23 protein-coding genes, 1 tRNA gene and 4 pseudogenes are annotated in these 19,439 nt (G+C 55.9%); 17 read left to right on the top strand and 11 right to left on the bottom strand.

Annotation, left to right across the window (positions count from 1 at the left end; genetic code table 11):
• Positions 1-121 precede the first annotated feature (121 nt).
• Positions 122-1,120: a type IV pilus twitching motility protein PilT gene (locus ACL2XN_RS21990; RefSeq protein WP_413721428.1), complete on the bottom strand. Its 999-nt coding sequence runs from the start codon at positions 1,118-1,120 to the stop codon at positions 122-124.
• A 16-nt stretch (positions 1,121-1,136) separates the two neighbouring features.
• Here ACL2XN_RS21990 and ACL2XN_RS21985 point away from each other — a divergent pair, with 16 nt between their 5' ends.
• The 6 genes from ACL2XN_RS21985 (at position 1,137) to hemW (ending at position 5,395) form a co-directional block, all read left to right on the top strand.
• Complete coding sequence (locus tag ACL2XN_RS21985) at positions 1,137-1,850, top strand: YggS family pyridoxal phosphate-dependent enzyme (protein WP_413721429.1); 714 nt, start codon at positions 1,137-1,139, stop codon at positions 1,848-1,850.
• A gap of 21 nt (positions 1,851-1,871) precedes the next feature.
• On the top strand, positions 1,872-2,693 hold the full coding sequence (proC, locus tag ACL2XN_RS21980; RefSeq protein ID WP_413729474.1) for a pyrroline-5-carboxylate reductase: 822 nt from the start codon (positions 1,872-1,874) through the stop codon (positions 2,691-2,693).
• Between the two features lie 50 nt (positions 2,694-2,743).
• Positions 2,744-3,298 carry a YggT family protein gene (locus tag ACL2XN_RS21975; RefSeq protein WP_410013560.1) on the top strand — a complete coding sequence of 185 codons (555 nt, stop codon included), beginning with the start codon at positions 2,744-2,746 and terminating at the stop codon, positions 3,296-3,298.
• Complete coding sequence (gene yggU, locus ACL2XN_RS21970; RefSeq protein WP_410013559.1) at positions 3,295-3,603, top strand: DUF167 family protein YggU; 309 nt, start codon at positions 3,295-3,297, stop codon at positions 3,601-3,603. Before ACL2XN_RS21975 ends, yggU begins: the two co-directional genes overlap by 4 nt.
• Before the next feature lie 72 nt (positions 3,604-3,675).
• Complete coding sequence (rdgB, locus tag ACL2XN_RS21965; protein WP_413729473.1) at positions 3,676-4,269, top strand: RdgB/HAM1 family non-canonical purine NTP pyrophosphatase; 594 nt, start codon at positions 3,676-3,678, stop codon at positions 4,267-4,269.
• Positions 4,262-5,395 (top strand): radical SAM family heme chaperone HemW, encoded by a 1,134-nt coding sequence (gene hemW / locus ACL2XN_RS21960; protein ID WP_413731014.1) that lies wholly within the window; start codon positions 4,262-4,264, stop codon positions 5,393-5,395. Before rdgB ends, hemW begins: the two co-directional genes overlap by 8 nt.
• Before the next feature lie 144 nt (positions 5,396-5,539).
• On the opposite strand, the gene ACL2XN_RS21955 is transcribed toward hemW, so the two are convergent.
• Complete coding sequence (locus tag ACL2XN_RS21955) at positions 5,540-6,265, bottom strand: DUF2884 domain-containing protein (protein ID WP_413729472.1); 726 nt, start codon at positions 6,263-6,265, stop codon at positions 5,540-5,542.
• 28 nt (positions 6,266-6,293) lie between these two features.
• Entirely contained in the window at positions 6,294-7,013 is a 720-nt protein-coding gene (trmB, locus tag ACL2XN_RS21950; protein WP_413729471.1) for a tRNA (guanosine(46)-N7)-methyltransferase TrmB, read from the bottom strand.
• A gap of 169 nt (positions 7,014-7,182) precedes the next feature.
• On the opposite strand from trmB, the gene mutY reads away from it, so the two are divergent.
• Genes mutY through mltC form a run of 3 tightly spaced genes read left to right on the top strand, consistent with a single transcriptional unit; the run spans position 7,183 to position 9,681 of the window.
• Positions 7,183-8,286 carry an A/G-specific adenine glycosylase gene (gene mutY, locus ACL2XN_RS21945; protein WP_413729470.1) on the top strand — a complete coding sequence of 368 codons (1,104 nt, stop codon included), beginning with the start codon at positions 7,183-7,185 and terminating at the stop codon, positions 8,284-8,286.
• The gene (locus ACL2XN_RS21940; protein WP_162366945.1) at positions 8,286-8,558 is read left to right on the top strand and encodes an oxidative damage protection protein; all 273 of its coding nucleotides are present in this window, start codon (positions 8,286-8,288) and stop codon (positions 8,556-8,558) included. The genes mutY and ACL2XN_RS21940 overlap by 1 nt, the downstream gene beginning before the upstream one ends.
• A 58-nt stretch (positions 8,559-8,616) precedes the next feature.
• Positions 8,617-9,681: a membrane-bound lytic murein transglycosylase MltC gene (gene mltC / locus ACL2XN_RS21935; RefSeq protein WP_410013554.1), complete on the top strand. Its 1,065-nt coding sequence runs from the start codon at positions 8,617-8,619 to the stop codon at positions 9,679-9,681.
• A gap of 43 nt (positions 9,682-9,724) precedes the next feature.
• Here mltC and ACL2XN_RS21930 read toward each other — a convergent pair whose 3' ends face one another.
• The gene (locus ACL2XN_RS21930) at positions 9,725-11,881 is read right to left on the bottom strand and encodes an ornithine decarboxylase (RefSeq protein WP_413729469.1); all 2,157 of its coding nucleotides are present in this window, start codon (positions 11,879-11,881) and stop codon (positions 9,725-9,727) included.
• 992 nt (positions 11,882-12,873) lie between these two features.
• Here ACL2XN_RS21930 and ACL2XN_RS21925 point away from each other — a divergent pair.
• The 4 genes and pseudogenes from ACL2XN_RS21925 (at position 12,874) to ACL2XN_RS21910 (ending at position 14,578) form a co-directional block, all read left to right on the top strand.
• Positions 12,874-12,949 (top strand) — tRNA-Phe (locus ACL2XN_RS21925).
• A gap of 659 nt (positions 12,950-13,608) precedes the next feature.
• Positions 13,609-13,788, top strand: a pseudogene (locus ACL2XN_RS21920) (Arm DNA-binding domain-containing protein); the annotation flags it as partial.
• A gap of 183 nt (positions 13,789-13,971) precedes the next feature.
• Complete coding sequence (locus ACL2XN_RS21915; RefSeq protein WP_413729468.1) at positions 13,972-14,349, top strand: hypothetical protein; 378 nt, start codon at positions 13,972-13,974, stop codon at positions 14,347-14,349.
• Between the two features lie 85 nt (positions 14,350-14,434).
• Positions 14,435-14,578: a hypothetical protein gene (locus tag ACL2XN_RS21910; protein ID WP_413727698.1), complete on the top strand. Its 144-nt coding sequence runs from the start codon at positions 14,435-14,437 to the stop codon at positions 14,576-14,578.
• 244 nt (positions 14,579-14,822) lie between these two features.
• Here the strand turns inward: ACL2XN_RS21910 and ACL2XN_RS21905 are convergent, their stop codons facing one another.
• From ACL2XN_RS21905 to ACL2XN_RS21890, 4 genes and pseudogenes are all read right to left on the bottom strand, one after another.
• Positions 14,823-15,290 (bottom strand): hypothetical protein, encoded by a 468-nt coding sequence (locus ACL2XN_RS21905; protein ID WP_413729467.1) that lies wholly within the window; start codon positions 15,288-15,290, stop codon positions 14,823-14,825.
• Positions 15,291-15,883: 593 nt separating this feature from the next.
• Positions 15,884-16,315 (bottom strand): DUF29 domain-containing protein, encoded by a 432-nt coding sequence (locus tag ACL2XN_RS21900; protein ID WP_413729446.1) that lies wholly within the window; start codon positions 16,313-16,315, stop codon positions 15,884-15,886.
• Positions 16,316-16,436: 121 nt separating this feature from the next.
• A complete protein-coding gene (locus ACL2XN_RS21895) occupies positions 16,437-16,601 on the bottom strand; it encodes a hypothetical protein (RefSeq protein WP_413727695.1) in 165 nt (54 codons plus the stop codon).
• Between the two features lie 36 nt (positions 16,602-16,637).
• Positions 16,638-16,808, bottom strand: a pseudogene (locus ACL2XN_RS21890) (hypothetical protein); the annotation flags it as partial.
• A 311-nt stretch (positions 16,809-17,119) separates the two neighbouring features.
• Here ACL2XN_RS21890 and ACL2XN_RS21885 point away from each other — a divergent pair.
• The gene (locus ACL2XN_RS21885) at positions 17,120-17,287 is read left to right on the top strand and encodes a hypothetical protein (RefSeq protein ID WP_413729466.1); all 168 of its coding nucleotides are present in this window, start codon (positions 17,120-17,122) and stop codon (positions 17,285-17,287) included.
• A gap of 15 nt (positions 17,288-17,302) precedes the next feature.
• Here the strand turns inward: ACL2XN_RS21885 and ACL2XN_RS21880 are convergent, their stop codons facing one another.
• The 3 genes and pseudogenes from ACL2XN_RS21880 to ssb form a co-directional block, all read right to left on the bottom strand.
• On the bottom strand, positions 17,303-17,566 hold the full coding sequence (locus ACL2XN_RS21880) for a DUF2442 domain-containing protein (protein WP_413729465.1): 264 nt from the start codon (positions 17,564-17,566) through the stop codon (positions 17,303-17,305).
• Positions 17,550-17,792, bottom strand: coding sequence for a DUF4160 domain-containing protein (locus tag ACL2XN_RS21875; protein ID WP_413729464.1), 243 nt, complete (start codon positions 17,790-17,792; stop codon positions 17,550-17,552). Before ACL2XN_RS21875 ends, ACL2XN_RS21880 begins: the two co-directional genes overlap by 17 nt.
• A gap of 67 nt (positions 17,793-17,859) precedes the next feature.
• Positions 17,860-18,284 (bottom strand): annotated as a pseudogene (gene ssb / locus ACL2XN_RS21870) (single-stranded DNA-binding protein); the annotation flags it as partial.
• 231 nt (positions 18,285-18,515) lie between these two features.
• Here ssb and ACL2XN_RS21865 point away from each other — a divergent pair.
• From ACL2XN_RS21865 to ccdB, 3 genes and pseudogenes are all read left to right on the top strand, one after another.
• Positions 18,516-18,730: pseudogene (locus tag ACL2XN_RS21865) on the top strand (hypothetical protein); the annotation flags it as partial.
• A 58-nt stretch (positions 18,731-18,788) separates the two neighbouring features.
• Complete coding sequence (gene ccdA, locus ACL2XN_RS21860) at positions 18,789-19,007, top strand: type II toxin-antitoxin system antitoxin CcdA (RefSeq protein ID WP_413729463.1); 219 nt, start codon at positions 18,789-18,791, stop codon at positions 19,005-19,007.
• A gap of 2 nt (positions 19,008-19,009) precedes the next feature.
• Entirely contained in the window at positions 19,010-19,315 is a 306-nt protein-coding gene (gene ccdB / locus ACL2XN_RS21855) for a type II toxin-antitoxin system toxin CcdB (protein WP_413729462.1), read from the top strand.
• Positions 19,316-19,439: the final 124 nt, after the last annotated feature.

Raw genomic sequence — 19,439 nt, 5'->3', positions numbered from 1 at the left:
GCCGTAGTTTGGCGCTTATTTCAGGCCATACCTGTCATGCGCGCTGGTTTTTTGCGATATTATACTACCACCCCGCTTTTGCAATGGTTATACCCGCGCCGCCCTAAGCCCATCACATATTTTACTGGTAGAGATATTTGCCCGAGGTCATGCGCCGGTAGCTTTGTTCAAACGTCTGCATGCCCTGTGCGTTGCCGGTCTGCAGCAAGCCCGGCAGCAAATGGGTTTTGCCGTCGCGAATAAGATTGCGCACGGCGGGCGTGGCAATCATCAGCTCGAACAGCCCCATGCGCCCGCCCTGCTCCCGGGGAACCAGCTTTTGCGCCATGATGCCAAGCAGGCCGGCGGCCAATAGGCCACGGGCAAAGGCGCGCTCATTGGCGGGAAAGACATCCAGGAGCCGGTCCACCGCCTGAGCGGCGTGGCGGGCATGCAGCGTCGCCAGGACCAGATGACCGGTTTCGGCGGCGCGCAGGGCCAGCCGGATATCCGCCTCGTCGCGCAGTTCCCCCAGCAGGATCACATCCGGGTCTGCGCGCATGGCGGCCCGCAGCCCGGCATTGAAATCCTGGCAATGGCCGCCGATTTCCCGCTGTTGGATCAGGCTGCGCCCGGCGGCATGGATATACTCGATGGGATCTTCCAGGGTAATAATATGGACCTGACGCTGCAGGTTAACATAGTCCACCATGGCCGCCAGGGAGCTTGATTTGCCGCTGCCGGTGGCGCCGGTGACCAGCAGCAGCCCCTGCGGCTGCTTTAGCAGCCCCTTGACCACGGGTGGGATGCCCAGCTCCGCCAGCGACGGGCTTTGCGTCGGTATCAGGCGAAAGGTGGCCGACGTCCCGGTGCGCTGGCGAAAAAAGTGGCAGCGCAGCCGCTGGCGGCTGGAGAGCGTGGCCGCGCAGTCGGCCTGCCCATCGCGCGCCAGCTGCCCGCGCCCGCGTTCATCCAGCAAGCGGTCGCCGCAGGCGATGACCCAGTCTTCCCGTACCGGCGGCAGCTGGTCCAGACAACACAAACCGCCGTCGATACGCACGATCGGCGCCTGGCCGGGACAAAGGTGCAGATCGGACGCATTATGCTTTACACTAAGGGCCACCAGTTCATCAATATCCATATGACCTCCTGAAACCATGAGTACTATCGAGCAGAATCTACAGCAGGTAACAGAACGAATCTCGGCGACCGCGCGTCAGTGCGGCCGCGATCCGCAAGAAATTACCCTGCTCGCCGTAAGTAAAACCAAACCTGTGACGGCTATCGAAGAAGCCATCCGGGCGGGGCAAACCGCCTTTGGCGAAAATTATGTCCAGGAAGGCCTGGAGAAAATCAGCTACTTCCGGCAAAAAGCCGTTACCCCGCCGTTGAGCTGGCACTTTATCGGTCCGCTACAGTCGAATAAAAGCCGGCTGGTGGCGGAGCATTTTGACTGGCTGCATACCCTGGATCGCCTGCAGCTGGCGCAACGCCTGAACAACCAGCGTCCCCCGGCGCTGGCGCCGCTCAATGTGCTGATTCAAATCAACATCAGCGGTGAAGAGAGCAAGTCGGGCATTGCGCCGCATCTCATGGCGGATCTGGCCGCCCAGGTGGCGGAGCTGCCCAGGCTGAGGCTGCGGGGCCTGATGGCCATTCCCGCCCCGCAGGCGGATTATCAGCGCCAGTTGGCGGTTTTTCAGCAAATGGCGGCGCTATTTGCGGATTTGCGCCGCAGCCATCCCGGCGCCGATACGCTGTCGCTGGGAATGACCGACGATATGCCCGCGGCCATCGTCGCCGGCAGTACCCTGGTGCGTATCGGCACCGCGATTTTCGGCGCCAGGGACTATCGCGCACCGATGGCATAACCCATTACCATGAGGAATAGCATGCAACAGCGTAAAATTACCTTTATCGGCGCGGGCAACATGGCCCAGGCCATTATCGCCGGCCTGGTCGCCACCGGTTACCCGGCGGGTTTGATCACCGTCTGCGCGCCGTCGCAGGCCAATCGCCAACGGCTTGCCGCGCGCCTGGGGGTGAATGAAAGCGCCGATAACCTGGCGGGCGCCAGGGAGGCGGAAGTGGTGGTGCTGGCGGTGAAACCCCAGCTGATGGCCGAGGTTTGCGCGCAGCTGCGCCAGGGAATGGATTTTTCCGGCAAACTGGTGCTTTCCATCGCGGCCGGTGTTAACGTTAGCCGGTTTTACGCCCTGCTCGGCGAGACGGTGGCCATTGTGCGCATCATGCCCAATACGCCGGCATTGGTCGGCAAGGGCATGAGCGGCCTTTATGCGCCGGACCAGGTCGGCCGGGCGGATCGCGATTTCACCGCCGATCTGATGGGCGCGGTGGGCAAGGTGTGCTGGGTGGACGAGGAAAGCGGTATAAACGGCGTCATTGCCGCGGCGGGCAGCGCGCCGGCCTATTTTTTCCTGTTGATGGAAGCCATGCAGCAAGAGGCGGTAAGGATGGGCTTTGACCAGGAAACGGCCGGCCTGCTGGTAAGACAGGCCGCCGCCGGCGCCGCCGCCCTGGCCGATGCCAACAGCGCGACCCCGTTTGCCACGCTCCGGCAGAATGTCACGTCCAAAGGAGGCACCACCGCCGCCGCATTACAGGTATTCGAACAACATCAGCTGGCGCAAACCGTAGCCGAGGCCATGCAGGCCGCGGTGGCGCGCGCTGAAGAAATGGAAAAATTATTCTGATTTTTTGCCGTAATCGTGCATTTTAACGCTATTAAGGATATCACCCTCTTATGCTGACGCTGACGTTTCTGGTCAAGACGCTATTTGATTTTTATATCATGGTGCTGCTGCTGCGCATCTGGATGCAGTGGACCCGTTGCGACTTTTATAATCCGTTTTCACAATTTATCGTTAAAATCACCCAGCCGGTCATCAAACCCCTGCGCCGGGTTATTCCCTCCATCGGCCCCATCGATACGGCGTCGCTGCTGCTGGCGTTTATCCTGGCCACGCTGAAGTTTCCGCTGGAAATGCTGATCCAGCTCGGCGGCGTGACGCCCGACCCGCTGTATTTGCTGGTGGGACTGTTGACGCTGGTGAAATCAGCCGGGCAGCTGATTTTCTGGGTTATCATCATCCGCTCGCTGATGAGCTGGATAAGCCAGGGGCGTAGCCCGATGGATCAAGTGCTCTACCAGCTTAGCGAACCGCTGATGGCGCCGGTACGCCGCATTATACCCGCCATGGGCGGCATCGATTTCTCCGCCATGGTGGTGATCCTGATCCTGTATTTATTCAACTATATGGGCATGGACCTGTTTCCGACGCTCTGGTACCGGCTGTGATCTGCGCCTGGCTGGACGCGGGCGACGTGGTATTGCGACTTTATATCCAGCCGAAAGCCAGCGGCGATCGGATAGTCGGCCCGCACGGCGACGAGATCAAGGTCGCGATCACCGCGCCGCCGGTGGACGGCCAGGCCAATGAACATCTTACCCGTTTCATCGCCAAACAGTTCGGCGTGGCCAAGAGCCGGGTTATGATTGAAAAAGGCGAACTGGGCCGTCATAAACAGCTGCGGATAACCGAGCCGCCCCGCCTGCCCGCGCTTATCGCGCAACTGCTGGCGGACGACGCCGCCGGCGCCTGAGACGTGTACCGGCATCCCCCGCGCCGGGCTTGCCCCGCCTGGCACGAATGACCCCTTTTGTGGACAGATGATATGCAAAAAGTAGTACTGGCCACCGGCAACGCCGGCAAAGTGGCCGAACTGGCGGAATTACTGGCGGATTTCGGCCTGGACGTGGCGGCGCAAACCGCCCTGGGCGTCGACTCCGCCGAGGAGACAGGCCTGACCTTTATCGAAAACGCCATCCTCAAGGCGCGCCATGCGGCGGCGGCCACCGGCCTGCCGGCCATCGCCGATGATTCGGGCCTGGCGGTGGACAGCCTCGGCGGCGCGCCGGGCATTTACTCCGCCCGCTACGCCGGCGCGGCGGCATCCGATCGACAGAACCTGGAAAAACTGCTTGATGCCATGAGGGACGTGCCGGACAACGAACGCGGCGCCTGTTTTCACTGCGTGCTGGTATATCTGCGCCATGCGCTTGATCCCACGCCCCTGGTGTGCCACGGCATCTGGCGCGGCGTCATCAGTCGCGCGCCGTCGGGCGCCGGCGGTTTTGGCTATGACCCGGTATTTTACCTGCCGGATGAAAAGCGCACCGCCGCCGAGATGACCCGCGGGGAAAAACAGCGCGTGTCCCATCGCGGCCAGGCGCTGGCGCAGTTGCTGGGCGCCCTGCGTGATGCTTAGTTTGCCGCCGCTGAGCCTGTACATCCATATTCCGTGGTGCGTACAGAAATGCCCCTATTGCGATTTCAATTCCCATGCGTTGAAAGGCGAGGTGCCGCATGAAGAGTACGTCGGCCACCTGCTGGCGGATCTGGATCAGGACGCCGCCTATACCGGCGGCCGGGAAATCGGCACCATTTTTATCGGCGGCGGCACGCCCAGCCTGCTGAGCGCGCGGGCTATGCAGCTGTTGCTCGACGGCGTGCGCGCGCGGCTGCCGGTGAGCCCCGCGGCGGAAATCACCATGGAAGCCAATCCCGGCACCGTGGAGGCCGACCGTTTTCACGGCTACCAGCAGGCGGGGGTTAACCGTATCTCCATCGGCGTGCAAAGTTTCCAGCCGGAAAAACTGGTGCGCCTCGGGCGCATCCACGATGCGCAGGAAGCCCGGCGCGCGGCGCGGCTGGCCGCCGGCCTGGGGCTGCGCAGCTTTAACCTGGACCTGATGCACGGCCTGCCCGATCAAACGCTGGCGCAGGCGCTGGACGACCTGCGCCAGGCTATGGCGCTCGAACCGCCCCACTTGTCCTGGTATCAGTTGACCATCGAGCCGAATACGCTGTTCGGCTCGCGTCCGCCGGTTTTGCCCGACGACGACGCGCTCTGGGATATCTACCAGCAGGGAAATGCGCTGCTGTTCGCCGCGGGCTACCGGCAATATGAAACCTCGGCCTATGCCAAACCCGGTTTCCAGTGCCGCCACAACCTCAACTACTGGCGTTTTGGCGATTACCTGGGGATCGGCTGCGGCGCCCACGGCAAATTAACCCAGGCCGACGGCCGCGTGCTGCGTACGGTGAAAGTGCGTCATCCGCGCGGCTATATGCAGGGTAAATATCTGGACAAGCGCTATGCGGTGGTGCCGGCGGATTTGCCGTTTGAATTTTTCATGAACCGTTTTCGCCTGCTGGAGCCGACGCCGCGCGCAGAGTACGCCGCCTTTACCGGGCTGGATGAAAGCACGGCGCGCGAAGCGCTGGATCACGCGCTGGCCGGGGGCTATATTACCGAAAGCCCGTCAGAGTGGCAGGTGACGGAAAAAGGCAAGCTGTTCCTGAACCCGCTGCTTGAGCTGTTTATGGAATGACGGGGTCCGCCCCGCGCCAATAATTCAGGCGCCTCCGGCCGCGGGAAGAGCATCCCGGCGGGGCGGTGTCGCCGGGCGCACGGTGGGCAGCCTCTACGCCGGCGTTGACAGGCCGGCTGCGGTTGCAACCGTCCGCCGGGCGCGTTATTGCGGCAGGGATTTCAGCAGATCGCTGCGCTGGCGCTCCAGATGGGTCACCCGCTGGCAGACCTGATCGCCGAATTGCTTGAATTCCTGCTCCTGGTTGCTCCACTCCGCCTGAATGGCTTTTTGCAAGCCGCCCAGATTGCCCATCACCGACTGCAGCGGGCTGTTGCCGGTGGCGGCGTTCATCGTCTGCTTAACGCCCATCTCGTTGAGGCTATCCTGCACCACGCCGCCCATGCTTTGCTGCACGATGCGCTGGCCGTCCTGCTGCACCTGATCAATGGCCTGATGATGGAAGGCCAGTCCTTCGCTGCGATGCTCCAGAATACGGTTCATCTGCTGCTTCAGCTGTTTATCAAGCGTGGTCAGCCGGTTACGCACGTTGCTGTCGCTGCCCAACTGCTGCACGATAACCCTGTCCAGCGCCACGCGGCCTTTCTCCAGATGAGCCTGGGCGCCGTTGTCAATCCAGGGCAGCTGTTGACGTATCTCCGCCTGGTAATCCACCGCCTGCTGGCGCGCCCGCGCATCCAGCTCCACCTGCTGGCCGTTACGCACCACGTCGCCGTTGCGGCTGATGGTCACGTTGCCGCTGGCGCCCACCACCTGCACGGTCTGCGCGGTGATAAAAATATCGTCCTGCGGTTTTACCTGGCACTGATAATCCGCCTGCGCCTGCCAGGCGGTTAACATCAAGATACCCAGAACTGCTTTGCGCAACATACGTTCTCCTGAAAATAAAGGTCAAACATCAGACACTTTTTTCGAACATTAAATCCCAAACCCCGTGGCCTAATCGCTGGCCCCGCTGCTCAAACTTGGTTAACGGCCGGAATTCGGGACGCGGGACGTAGTCCCCTTGTTCGGAAAGATTATGGAAATGCGCCATGTCGCTCATCACCGCCAGCATATGCTCGGCGTAGGGCTGCCAGTCGGTGGCCATATGGAACACGCCGCCGGCCCGCAGCTTGCGCCGCACCAGCTCGGCAAACGGCGTCTGCACGATGCGCCGTTTATTATGACGGGCTTTATGCCAGGGATCGGGAAAGTAGAGTTGCACCAGGGCCAGGCTCTCGTCCGGGATCATATGCTCCAGGACTTCAATGGCGTCGTGACACATCACCCGCAGGTTGCTGATGCCCGCTTCGCGCGCGCTCAGCAGGCAGGCGCCGACGCCGGGCAGATGCACCTCGATACCCAGAAAGTCCTGTTCCGGATGCGCCGCCGCCATCTCCACCAGCGACGCGCCCATGCCGAAGCCAATCTCCAGGGTGAGCGGCGCCTCGCGCCCGAACAGGGACGCCGGCGCGATCGGCTCGGGCCGGTATTCGACGCCCATGGCCGGCAACAGCGTATCGATTGCCAGCTGCTGGCCTTTGGTCAGGCGGCCCTGGCGGCGCACAAAACTGCGGATGCGGCGCAGCGGCCGTCCCTGGTCGTCAAATTCATGGGAGATAACGTCATTGCTCATAGTAGTTTCGTTTTAGGCAAATTGATTGGCAATCGCGCATTATGCAAAGATAGCGTTGATTAGCAAGTGGCCGGTACCGGAAAGTTCCTGTTTACAGTATGGCAACTCTGTGCTGGAATCGCTGCCTGATATTTCGAGCCAAGACCTGCCGGAGAGTAATACCCCACCGATGAGACAAGCGCAACTGTTCGCGCAACAAGTGCTGGAATGGTACCGGCGCTTCGGGCGCAAAACACTTCCCTGGCAGCAGGACAAGACGCCGTACAAGGTCTGGCTGTCGGAGATCATGTTGCAACAAACCCAGGTCGCCACGGTTATCCCTTATTTCTATCGCTTCATGGCTAAATTTCCGACGGTCGGGTCGCTGGCGGCGGCGCCGCAGGATGAAGTGCTGCATCTGTGGACCGGGCTGGGCTATTACGCCCGCGGGCGTAATCTGCACAAAGCGGCCCAGCTGATTGCCGACCGGCACGGCGGCGTCTTCCCCACCGCTTTTGCAGACATTACCGCCCTGCCCGGTATCGGCCGTTCTACCGCCGGCGCGATATTATCACTGGCGCTTGGCCAGCATTATCCTATTCTTGATGGCAATGTGAAGCGTGTTCTGGCGCGTTATTTTGCCGTCGGCGGCTGGCCCGGCAAAAAAGAGGTCGAGCAGCGGCTCTGGAGCCTGAGCGCGGAAGTGACCCCCGCCGAGGGCGTCGGGCAGTTCAACCAGGCCATGATGGACCTGGGCGCGCTGGTGTGCACGCGCACGCGGCCGAAATGCGAGCTGTGCCCCCTTAATACCGGCTGCGAGGCCTATGCCGCCCACAGCTGGGCGCTCTATCCGGGCAAGAAGCCGCGCCAGGCGTTGCCGCAAAAAACCGCCTGGTTCCTGATGCTAAAGTCCGGCCAGCGGATTTGGCTGGAACAGCGCCCGGGCGCCGGCCTGTGGGGCGGATTATTCTGCTTCCCGCAGTTTACGCAACGCGGGGAACTGGCGGCCTGGCTGCAAAGCCGCGGCCTGGATATCGATCAGGGCGAGCAGTTGACGGCGTTTCGCCATACCTTCAGCCATTTCCACCTGGATATCGTCCCGGTGCTGTTAAATACGGACGGCGCGCAGCGCTGCATGGATGAAGGCGCCGGACTCTGGTATAACTTAGCGCAACCGCCATCGGTGGGACTGGCCGCGCCGGTCGAGCGCCTGTTGCTGCAAGCGGGTAAATTGCCCGCAGGCGCGCCGCGGCCACCGGTCTTGGGCCATCCCGCCAACAAAGAGGAACAATAATGAGCAGAACCATCTACTGTACTTTTCTCAAGCGAGAGGCCGAAGGCCAGGATTTCCAGTTTTATCCGGGCGAGCTGGGCAAACGCATTTTTGACAATATCTCCAAGGAAGCCTGGGCGCAGTGGCAGACCCGGCAGACCATGCTGATTAACGAAAAAAAACTCAGCATGATGAACGTCGCCGACCGTAAAATACTGGAACAGGAGATGATTAAGTTTCTGTTTGAAGGCCAGGATGTGCATGTCGAAGGGTACACGCCGCCTAAACCATAATGATAGATGAGCGCTCGCAGGCCCATTATGCCTTTCTTGTCCTGACACGGCCCGTAAGATGAAGAAAATTGTAGCATTGCTGGTGATTGCGCCCCTGTTGTTCTCGTGTTCCAGTCATAAAACCGAAGACAACGAGGCCTATGTTAAAGATACCAATGGTTTTGATATTCTTATGGGGCAGTTCGCCAATAATATTGAGAATATTTGGGGCATCAACGAGGTCCTGATTGCCGGACCGAAGGATTACGTTAAATACACCGATCAATACCAGACCCGCAGCCATATTAATTTTGACGCCGGGACCATTACCATCGAGACCATTGCCGGCGATCCGGCGTCGCATTTGCGCCAGGCGATTATCAGCACGTTGCTGATGGGCGACAACCCCGGTTCCATCGATCTCTATTCCGACGTCAATGATATCCAGATCAGTAAGCAGCCCTTCCTGTACGGCCAGGTGGTGGATAACAACGGCGATCCCATCCGCTGGGAATGGCGCGCCGCCCACTTTGCCGATTACCTGCTGCAAACCCGGCTGCAGCAGCGCACGTCCGGCCTGCATCAAATCTGGTCGGTGACTATCCAGCTGGTGGCTAACCACCTGGATAAACGCGCCCATAAATATCTGCCGATGGTGCGTAACGCCTCACAGAAATATGGCGTGGATCAGTCGTTGATCCTGGCGATTATGCAAACCGAATCCAGTTTTAACCCCTACGCGGTCAGTCATTCGGATGCGCTGGGCCTGATGCAGGTCGTCCAGCACAGCGCCGGACGCGACGTGTTCAAAATGAAGGGCAAATGGGGCCAGCCAAGCCGTAGCTACCTGTTCGATCCGGAAAACAACATTGATACCGGCACCGCCTATCTGGCGCTGCTGCAGTCCAGCTACCTGGCGGGGATTGTCAATCCCACCTCCCGGCGCTATGCGGTGATTACCGCCTATAACGGCGGCGCGGGCAGCGTGCTGCGGGTTTTCTCCAGCGACAAGAACCGCGCATTCTCGGTCATCAACAACCTGGATCCGGATGAAGTTTACCAGAAACTGTCCACCCAGCATCCGTCCGCGGAATCGCGGCGGTATTTGTATAAGGTGAGCAGTTTACAGAAACACTACCGCTAAGTAATAAAACCCTCCGCGGCCCGATAACGCGGCCGCCGGGGGGCTAGTTGCCGATAACGTGGCCGTACAGGCGCTGTAGGCCATCCTCTCCCCGCACCGCGTAAACCCCCTGCAGTTCCGGCGAAAAGCCCGGCAGCAGGTTTAACCCCTCCTCCAGCGCCAGGAAATAGCGCTGCGCCGCGCCGCCCCACACTTCGCCGGGCACCACGCACAGCACGCCCGGCGGATACGGCAGCGCCCCTTCGGCGGCAATACGTCCTTCCGCCTTGCTCACCGGCACCAGTTCCACATCGCCGCGCACAAAGGCCATGTTGGCTTCCTGGGGATTCATCGCCACCTGGGGCAGGTAGTCATGGCGGAACATTTCCCGCTGCAGCTGCTTCACATCGAAGCTGACATACAAATCGTGCATTTCCTGGCACAGGCGGCGCAGGGTATATCCCTGGTAGCGGTCGGGATATTTTTCGCAGATGCTGGGCAATACGTCGCTCAGCGGCGCATCCTGTTCGATATAGCGCTCGAATTGCGCCAAGGCCGCCGTCAGCCGGCGCATTTTCGGCGCGTCCTCCGCCGGCGTCAGCAGGAACAGGATCGAATTGAGATCGCATTTTTCCGGCACGATATTATTTTCGCGCAGATAGGTGGCAAGGATGGTGGCCGGTATCCCAAACGCCGAATAATTCCCGCTCACCCGGTCGATGCCGGGCGTGGTCAACAGCAGTTTGCAGGGATCGACAAAGTACTGGTTTTGGGTGTAACCGCTAAAGGCATGCCAGGACTCTCCCGGCACAAAATTAAAGAACCGCACGTCATGGGCCATGGCGTCGGTGTCGTGATCCTGCCAGCGCTTGCCGCCGACGCGATCGGGGATAAAGGGCTTGATAAGGCGGCACTGCGCCAGCATGTCCTTGCGTGTATCGATGCCAAGCTTAACGCAGTCCAGCCACAGGCGCCTGCCGGCGGCCCCTTCGTGCATTTTGGCATTGATTTCCAGCGCGGCGAACAGCGGGTAAAACGGACTGGTGGACGCATGAAGCATAAACGCGTTGTTGAAACGCTTATGGTTGCAAAAGCGTTTCTGCCCTTTGATATGCGCGTCTTTTTTATGGATTTGCGACGTTTGCGAAAAGCCGGCCTGCTGTTTATGCACCGACTGGGTAACAAAGATCCCCGGGTCATGTTCATTGAGATCAAGCAGCAGCGGCGAACACTGCTCCATCATCGGGATAAACTGCTCGTAGCCGACCCAGGCGGAATCAAACAGAATGTAATCGCACAGATGGCCGATTTTATCCACCACCTGGCGGGCGTTGTAGATGGTGCCGTCATAGGTGCCAAGCTGGATGACCGCCAGGCGGAACGGACGCTGCTGCGCGGCGCGCCAGGGAGCGATTTCCTCCACCTGGCGGCGCAGGTAACGCTCGTCAAAGCAATGGGCGTCGATACCGCCGATCAGTCCGAACGGGTTGCGCGCGGTTTCCAGATAGACCGGGGTCGCCCCCGCCTGTATCAGGGCGCCGTGATGAACCGATTTATGGTTATTGCGATCAAACAGCACCAGATCGCCGCGGGTCAGCAACGCGTTGGTGACGACCTTATTGGCCGACGAGGTGCCGTTCAGCACAAAATAGGTTTTATCCGCGTTAAACACCTTGGCGGCAAATTTTTGCGCTTCCTTCGCCGAGCCTTCATGGATCAGCAGATCGCCCAATTTAACATCGGCATTGCACATATCGGCGCGAAACATATTCTCGCCGAAAAATTCATAAAATTGGCGCCCGGCGGGATGTTTGCGGAAAAACTGGCCGCCCTGGTGGCCCGGGCACGCAAAGGTGCTGTTGCCCATGGCGACATATTGCGTCAGGGTATCAAAAAACGGCGGCAGCACGCCCTGCTGGTAGCGCGCGGCGGCGGCTTCCAGTAGCGGCCCGTGGTCTTCCGCGCCGCTCAGGATAAGCAGGCCGGTCTGCGGCGGCAAGGCGACATCAGCGGCGTGCTCCCCGCTCTCCACGGCGATAAAAGCCGGAATCGACAGCCCGGTATTGCGCAAAATGCTGAGCACGCCCGCGCGCGCGTCCGCCACGGAAACGACCAGGGCCGCGACATCGGTAAAATCGGTGCTATCCAGCGGCACGATGTCCCGCGCGGTAGACAAACGATCGGCAAAGGCCGCACTGGCCGCTATTTTTAATAATTTCATGTCACCAATCCCAAAGGTTAAGGATGAGTGTATGTGCCTGAGAGCACGCGATGGGAGAACAACGTATCTTCCCGCATAAGATGTCTTCGCTATTTTCGGTTGTAAAAACAGCGCGTTATCGGAAATACTGGTATTAACAGCGGCCGATAAGCATCAGTAAAAGCAGAGCCAATCTCTGTTTTTACGACTGCTTAACAGGAAGCCGGGATATACCCTCACCGCATGGTGAGCAGGGGTGTACTTCGGAGGCGAAGATCGTTTGGGCAAATATCGGATAACACCAGGCATTGATGCCCGACGCTATAACGCAGCAGCATGGAATGTATCATACCGGCGGCTCCCAAAGACCTTGCAGCAGTGATAAGAGAAATTTGCGCAATAATTGCATTTTTTTACGCCGGGTTCAAGCAAAAATATTGCCAATAAGCAAAAGCAAATTTGATATTAACCATATGATAAACAATAAATTTATATTATTCAGTTAAATTATGACATATCTTATTTCTCCACCGCCTTAAAGTCATCGCGTTATACGCCCATAACCCGGGCTCCAGCGAAGGAAAATGCATGGATAAAGTCTTCCTGTACCTGGCCTGCTTACCTGCCTCATCCGCCATCCCATAAGAAATACCGCGGCCCCTGGCCCGTCAGCGCCGGCCAGGATGGTGTGATTGACACTAAACAGCGCTTCAACTTTTTCCATTCGCCAACCAGGCATGATCATAATGACCAATAAAATACGTTTATCGCCACGTATAAATACCGGCGCCATAATGAGAAATAGTCTTAGCGTATTTTTGCTATAGAAAATAATGAAATAATCGCATCCGGAAAAAGGACGCTATCCCGTATTAACCTGGTTTTTTACGCCGCCAACCCGGATACGCCCGCGGGCGGCGCAACGCTGACTGCGTGAAAACTCGCCGATCGAGCGGATAAAGATGATAAAGCCGTTGACGTCATCCCGGCGATACGGTTTAATGCGCCCCGTTGCCCGGATAGCTCAGTCGGTAGAGCAGGGGATTGAAAATCCCCGTGTCCTTGGTTCGATTCCGAGTCCGGGCACCATTTTTGATTAAACCAGCTTAGCAGCTGGTTTTTTGCTTTCTGGCATCGGGACTCTCCATCGAACGGCGTTCGATGACTCGCCTCATCCATGAGGCTCGCCCTGCGGGCCAGCGCTGACGCGCTGTGCAAAAACGCTCCCGGCGTTTTTGTCCGAGTCCGGGCACCATGATTTAAAGAAACCAGCCTAACGGCTGGTTTTTTGCTTTCTGGCTTACGGACTCTCCATCGAACCGAGTTCGATAACTCGCCTCATCCCTGAGGCTCGCCCTGCGGGCCAGCGCTAAAGCGCTGTGCAAAAACGCTCCCGGCGTTTTTGTCCGAGTCCGGGCACCATTTTTGATTAAACCAGCTTAGCAGCTGGTTTTTTGCTTTCTGGCATCGGGACTCTCCATCGAACGGCGTTCGATGACTCGCCTCATCCATGAGGCTCGCCCTGCGGGCCAGCGCTGACGCGCTGTGCAAAAACGCTCCCGGCGTTTTTGTCCGAGTCCGGGCACCACCATTTCTTTTTTATGCTTTCTTATGAACCCCCATATATCTTAAATTCAATAGGTTGGCGTAAAAACCCTTTCCGATACGTTTTGATTTATCCCTAGGTATCCGGAAAATATGGGGTCAAATTGCGGGTCATTCAGTTCGATGAATGGAGAGGCCCTCACATGGCTCTGACTGACAGTAAAATCCGCGCTGCAAAAATCTTGGTAAAATCCTACAAACTCACCGATGCTCAGGGTCTGTATCTCCTGGTATCAACCAGCGGCTCGCGTTTGTGGTATTTCCGCTACCGCTTCGGCGGCAAAGAATCCCGCCTGGCTTTAGGCGCCTATCCGCAGGTAACCAATTAACACTAGCGGAGGCCCGGTCAAAGGCCTCCGGACTGATGCCGCCCAGATGGTTGTGTCGGCAAGTACGGTCTTTCAGCTCATATCTTAATTTTCACGCTGTCTGAACTACAGGTAAGTATGTCCGGTTCAGAAATCAACTGGTATACTGAGGCATTAAAAAACCCATAAACTATTGATATGCCAGTATACCTTTCAGATAATTTTATTGAGTTCCCCCATGGTGACTTTACAGCGCATCGCTTTGACTTTTGTATAGAGACACATAATTTCATTGTGTTGTTTGCCGAGGTGATAACCTCAGATCCTGAGTATCACGACTACCGAAGTGATGAAGCCGGATTTAAAATTCCCACACGTTGTTATGACGTAAAATTTGACCGGCTCGAAAATTTTGAAAGCGGCAATTTTTATGAACTGCCATCCAAAAGCCAGTGTTCCAGAAGGCTAAATTTTACCGACGAATTAGCGGAAGCGCTGGAAACAATCATAACGCTACATCACAACGTTTATCGAGCCAGGGCATACCTTGCAGTTGCAGAGACGCCGAAGCTATAACGCTTCTATGACCGTGTTTTACAGCAATCGCCACATGATGTAGTATATGAAGTGAACGCCGGACTTGGCGAAGGAGGAATGGGTTATGCACTCAAAACACGATATTTCAACCATTAAACGGATGACAATGGCCGAGCGTAAAGCTGAAGCCATGCGCCAGCTTAAGGCTTCTTTTGAACGTGCGGCAGGCAATGGCACGTTGCGTAGCCGTGATGCAAACGCCGGTTGACTATACGCTTGCGCTGAAACCTGCTACAGCGTGTTTTTTATACCTGCTTTTTGTTAATTCCTTCAGCACCGGGCATTACCCTTAAAATTATATGCCACTAAGCGGGTCAATCTGCGGATCTTGGCAACGGGGGGAGGAAAAATTTATGATGGAATACAAATCAATAGTGAACTAAATGTTAACGAGTTCGGGCACCATGATTTAAAAAAACCAGCCCAAGGGCTGGTTTTTTGCTTTCCACCATTCAGTATTCCGGAACCCTGTTTAACTCCTCGATAAATTTTATCCCGTCTACGGTGCGTATCCAGCGCGGCGCGCGCAGTTCATCGGCGAAATACACCACCAAATCAAACAGCAGCCCGGCCAGAACCGGCTCCATCTCCGGCGATAATTTACGCTCCGCCAACAACCGCGCCAGCGCCTGGCCGTACCCGCAGAGCAGATCGGCATCGGGCTCAAAGCGAGGCGAGGTTATGGGCAGGTCATCCACGGTCAGGCTTGCCATCAGATGAGGCGGAATGGCATCGTCCAACGTGGGCCGCAGTTGCGCCAGGCAACGGTCAAGCCGTGCGCTGAGCGCCTGGCGCTGCGCCGGAACGTCGCTTTGCAGCAAAGCGTCGGCAAGGTTCTCACAATGGCCGGCTAGAACGGTGAAATCAGTGGTCGAATCGAACGGGATGGAAAGTAACGCGTGAGTGGGGATCGTAGCCATAGGGCGGCCTCCAGTGAGTAACGAATTACTTCCACTACCGGAGAGGTCAATCTCATAGGTGGTGGAACCGAACGGAGTTGACCTTACCGGCCTCACTGACACCGGCGCATCTTGCGACGCCCCCGTCCGGCCCACCATTGAGGTGTAGCAGAACGCACGACATAAAAAAAGCGCAGACGCGCCTTATGTCGTCAGTGAAGTATTTCAGGAGGTCAAGCCCGGCGCCTGATTTTGCAGGCGCGGCTAAAAGATACCGTTAACGGTGATTAACCGCAAGTGATTTTCAGGCAAGGGAATGGTCGTTATAAATCCATTTAATAGTTGTTTATCATATGATTATGCTTGAAACATTCAAGCTGCCTTTTTCGCCGCTATCTCGGAAGTGGGAATATTAACTATCCCATGGGCAGCCCATTGCCAATAGTAGCCTGTCCGTCAAAACCGGGTAGGATCACTCCAGTTCAACCTTTATAAAACGGCCATTCAAGGGAGATTTTTTCAGTACTCGTTAACAGAAACGCCGGTTTTAACCGGCGTTTCTGTTAACGAGATAATAATTATGCAAAGCAGTAAATATGACCGTTACATGGCAATCATTCCGAATAAAACTCCGGGTCCATAAATTGTTCAAAAGACCAGGGGCAAGAAGATGGGAAAACGGTGCGCTTGATATTGGTTTCACGCTCCGCGCTGATCACCGCATCGCCGTAGGCATCTTCGATAATTTCCGGAAGATGATGTTTGAGACTGGGGCTTTTTTTCAGGCGGCGCTCAATCTTACGGCGCTGCTCCTCAATGGTCAGTTTCCAACTCCGTCGTTGTCTTTCCGCCTGGAACTGCCATTTCAACAGGTGGATGAATAGAACTTCAAGACGAGACTCAAGCTCATTTTCCGCACTTGTTCCCATCGACTCAATTTCCTCAAGCAAATTTTTGGTATCCAGTTCGGCGAGACGACCTGAACGCAATAAACCTGCCTGTTCCTGAGTCCAGCCATAAAAGTCACTGTCATAACGGGTTGTCATAGTTACTCCCCTGAATTTCAGGATATTCTGCGGATACTCTGAGTTTGTCAGAGAACAATTCGTCCGTCAAAACCGGTGCATAGGTTTAAAATTAATCAATATTCCACCCTACCTGCTGCTCTTACGTCAAACGCCGTGCGCTGAGCGCCTGGCGCTGCGCCGGATCGTCGCTTTGCAGCAAAGCGTCGGCCAGGTTTTCACAATGGCCGGCCAGAACGGTAAAATCAGTGGTCGAATCGAACAGGATGGAAAGTAACGCGTGAGCGTGAGGAGGGATCGTTGCCATAGGGCGGCCCCCAGTGAGTAATGAATTACTTCCATTACCGGAGAGGTCAATCTCATAGGTGGTGGAACCGAACAGAGTTGACCTCACCGGCCTCACTGACACCGGCGCGTCTTGCGACGCCCCCGCCCGGCCCACCATTGAAAGGTAGCCGAACGCACGACACAAAAAAACGCAGACGCGCCTTATGTCGTCAGTGAAGTTATGCAGGATGCTAATCCCGGCGCCTGATTTTGCAGGCGAGGCTAAAAGATACCGTTAACGGTGATTAACCGCAAGTGATTTTCAGGCAAGGGAATGGTCGTTAAAAATCAATTTAACCATTGTTTATCAAATAGTTATATAATAAATATTTAAGCTGCACTATGCTCCGTATCTCGGCAGTGGGTTGCCGATATCGGCATGGCCGTTTTAAATTGTTTATGGGGATCGTTGGTGAATATCAATTAGGGCGAGAAATAAGTTTGTCATGACATTGAGGTCAACTTTTTTCATCGACAGCTTATGGCGACGGCTAGAACATGGACAACACTGAACTCTTTCCGCTAACTGAAGAGAAAACATTATTAGGGATAAGCATTATTCTCAGGGAAAATGGACCGGAAAAATTTAATATCCCGGAATCGGATACAGCGGAAATAATGCAATTATTAGGCGAGGAAAACGCCGGGGTTACCGGCGCTTTGTGAGTTCTTTACCTGCTTTCATGCTGCAGTGTGGGGGCGGTGCGTCACATCTCCGCGTCCGGCTAATAAACCTTCAACAGAAATATCTTCATCAAGACTATCCCAGTGGATACCATGCCTGCTGAGTTCGAAGCTATTGCGGTCTTCATCAGATGCATTCATCAAGCGGGGGAACCAGACAAGAGGTATACCCAAAATTCTGGCATCGCTCAGTTCAACCCACATGGTTGCCTTATCAAACCGCACGGTTTTTGCTGAAATGGTTTCAGATAAAATAGTCATTCCACGCCTCCAGAAACGACATCTTGTTTTGTTCGATTACTTCAGTTAACTCTTTGATATCCCTGCGATTTAACCCGTCACTTCTACCAAGCCTAACGGCCGGCATGAGCCAAAACTTAGCCTCGCCATCAGAATTGCGCACGTGTATATGTGCCGGTTCCAATGGATTTCCCTCATTCGAGTAGAAGAAAAATTTAAAATTCTTGTACCGAAGTATAACCGGCATTAATCATCCTTTAGTCTTAGTCTGATTATGGTGAATAATGAAGCGCCAGTCAAACCGGCAGGAAAGTTTACGAAATCGCATATATCGCCTGTCGAGAGAAACCATACCCATGGCGGCGGAACGGGGTCTCTTCGTCAAAATCCATCGGCGGTTCATTGCCTATTGATTGAGGTAGTGACTGTGGGGTCCCACTGTGACCAGGAGCTGCGGGCTATTGTTGGCCCCGGTGGTTACCGTTGGCCGGCTGACTTTGCCCACTGTTGTAGGCGCGGTTGCCGAGCATCTGCAAGGTGCCCTGCTGTTTGACCACTATCTCAGTCGTCCAGCGTTCGACGCCACTATTATCCTGCCATTTGCGGGATTGCAGTTGTCTTTAATGTAAACCTGGAAGCCTTTACGCAAATATTCTTCCGTAATTTCAGCGTGTTCGCCAAATATCACCACGCGGTGATATGCGATGCGCTCTTTTTCCTCATGGGTTTGTTTATCACGTCCGTTGCCCTTAACCTGGTCAGCAGATAGTCCCGGCCCGGTCATTCGGCACCTTTCGTTCCCGACAATCCATCCGGGGGTGGCTGTCCTGGTCATTACCTCAGGCATTTGGCTAATAGGACAATTCTGTCGCCCTGTGGGCCGCAAAACTCGCGCCCCGCTGGGCGATTTCGTCGTCACGCGAATACAAACCTGAGGTTGCTTACCTGTTAATCGCCCCCGCGTACTGGCGGATTTGATAAAACCAACGATACGCTGAGCAACATCCCCACCGGCCTGCTGGGTCTGGCCGCCGTCACCATTGCGCTGGCCGCCATGTGATTGGCTACAAGGTGCTTTTCGACGATAAAAGACTTTCAGACATGTGCAACGTCATTACCGCGCTTAAGCCAGTGTTTTTTTGTGCCGGCAGGCTTACCCAAACGGTAAGTCTGCCGAGTGGTTGATTGATGAGTAATGACTTAAAGTATATATTCACGGTATGCACAAAAGAGGAGCACGACCATGAAACACAGAGTCAGCGTTACCGTGGACAAAGACAATTATCAGGTTCTGAATGCTGCCGGCGTCAATATTTCTGGTCTGGTGAATGAAGCCATCGGCAAGGAAGCCCGTCGCATAAAGGCTGAGCAATGGAAGAAAGAGAACCACGAAGGGATGGAGGAAGTCGCCAGATTTATCGCCCAGAATGGCTCTTTCGCCGATGAAAACAGGAACTGGTGATCATGCAATTCACTGTTTATCAGTATAAGCGGGCAAGCCATTACAAAATGTTTGTCGATGTGCAAAGTGATATTGTCGACACGCCGGGGCGGCGAATGGTCATCCCGCTGATAGAATCGCATCACCTGTCTGAAAAAGTGAATAAAACTTTGTTCCCCCTGATCCGCATCGACGGCGAAAATTACCGGCTGATGACAACTGAATTATCAAGCGTTTCCGTTGAGGTCATCGGTGAAATTATCGTGGATGTAAGCCATTGTACCGATGAAATCAAAAATGCTATCAATCTCATGTTCTGGGGTGTTTAAACGCCATTAAACGGTTTTCAGTAAAAGAGCGGTATATCTCCCGTCACCAGAAAATACAGTAAGCACCGATAATCCGGAATGTGAATGTAGGATTAAAGCCGCATTCCTTTGCGGCTTCCTCTAT

It is taken from the genome of Sodalis sp. RH22, assembly GCF_047324165.1.
GTDB lineage: Bacteria > Pseudomonadota > Gammaproteobacteria > Enterobacterales > Enterobacteriaceae > Acerihabitans.
Note: the sequence above shows the minus strand (reverse complement) of the source record. Positions and strands in the feature narration are given on the sequence as shown.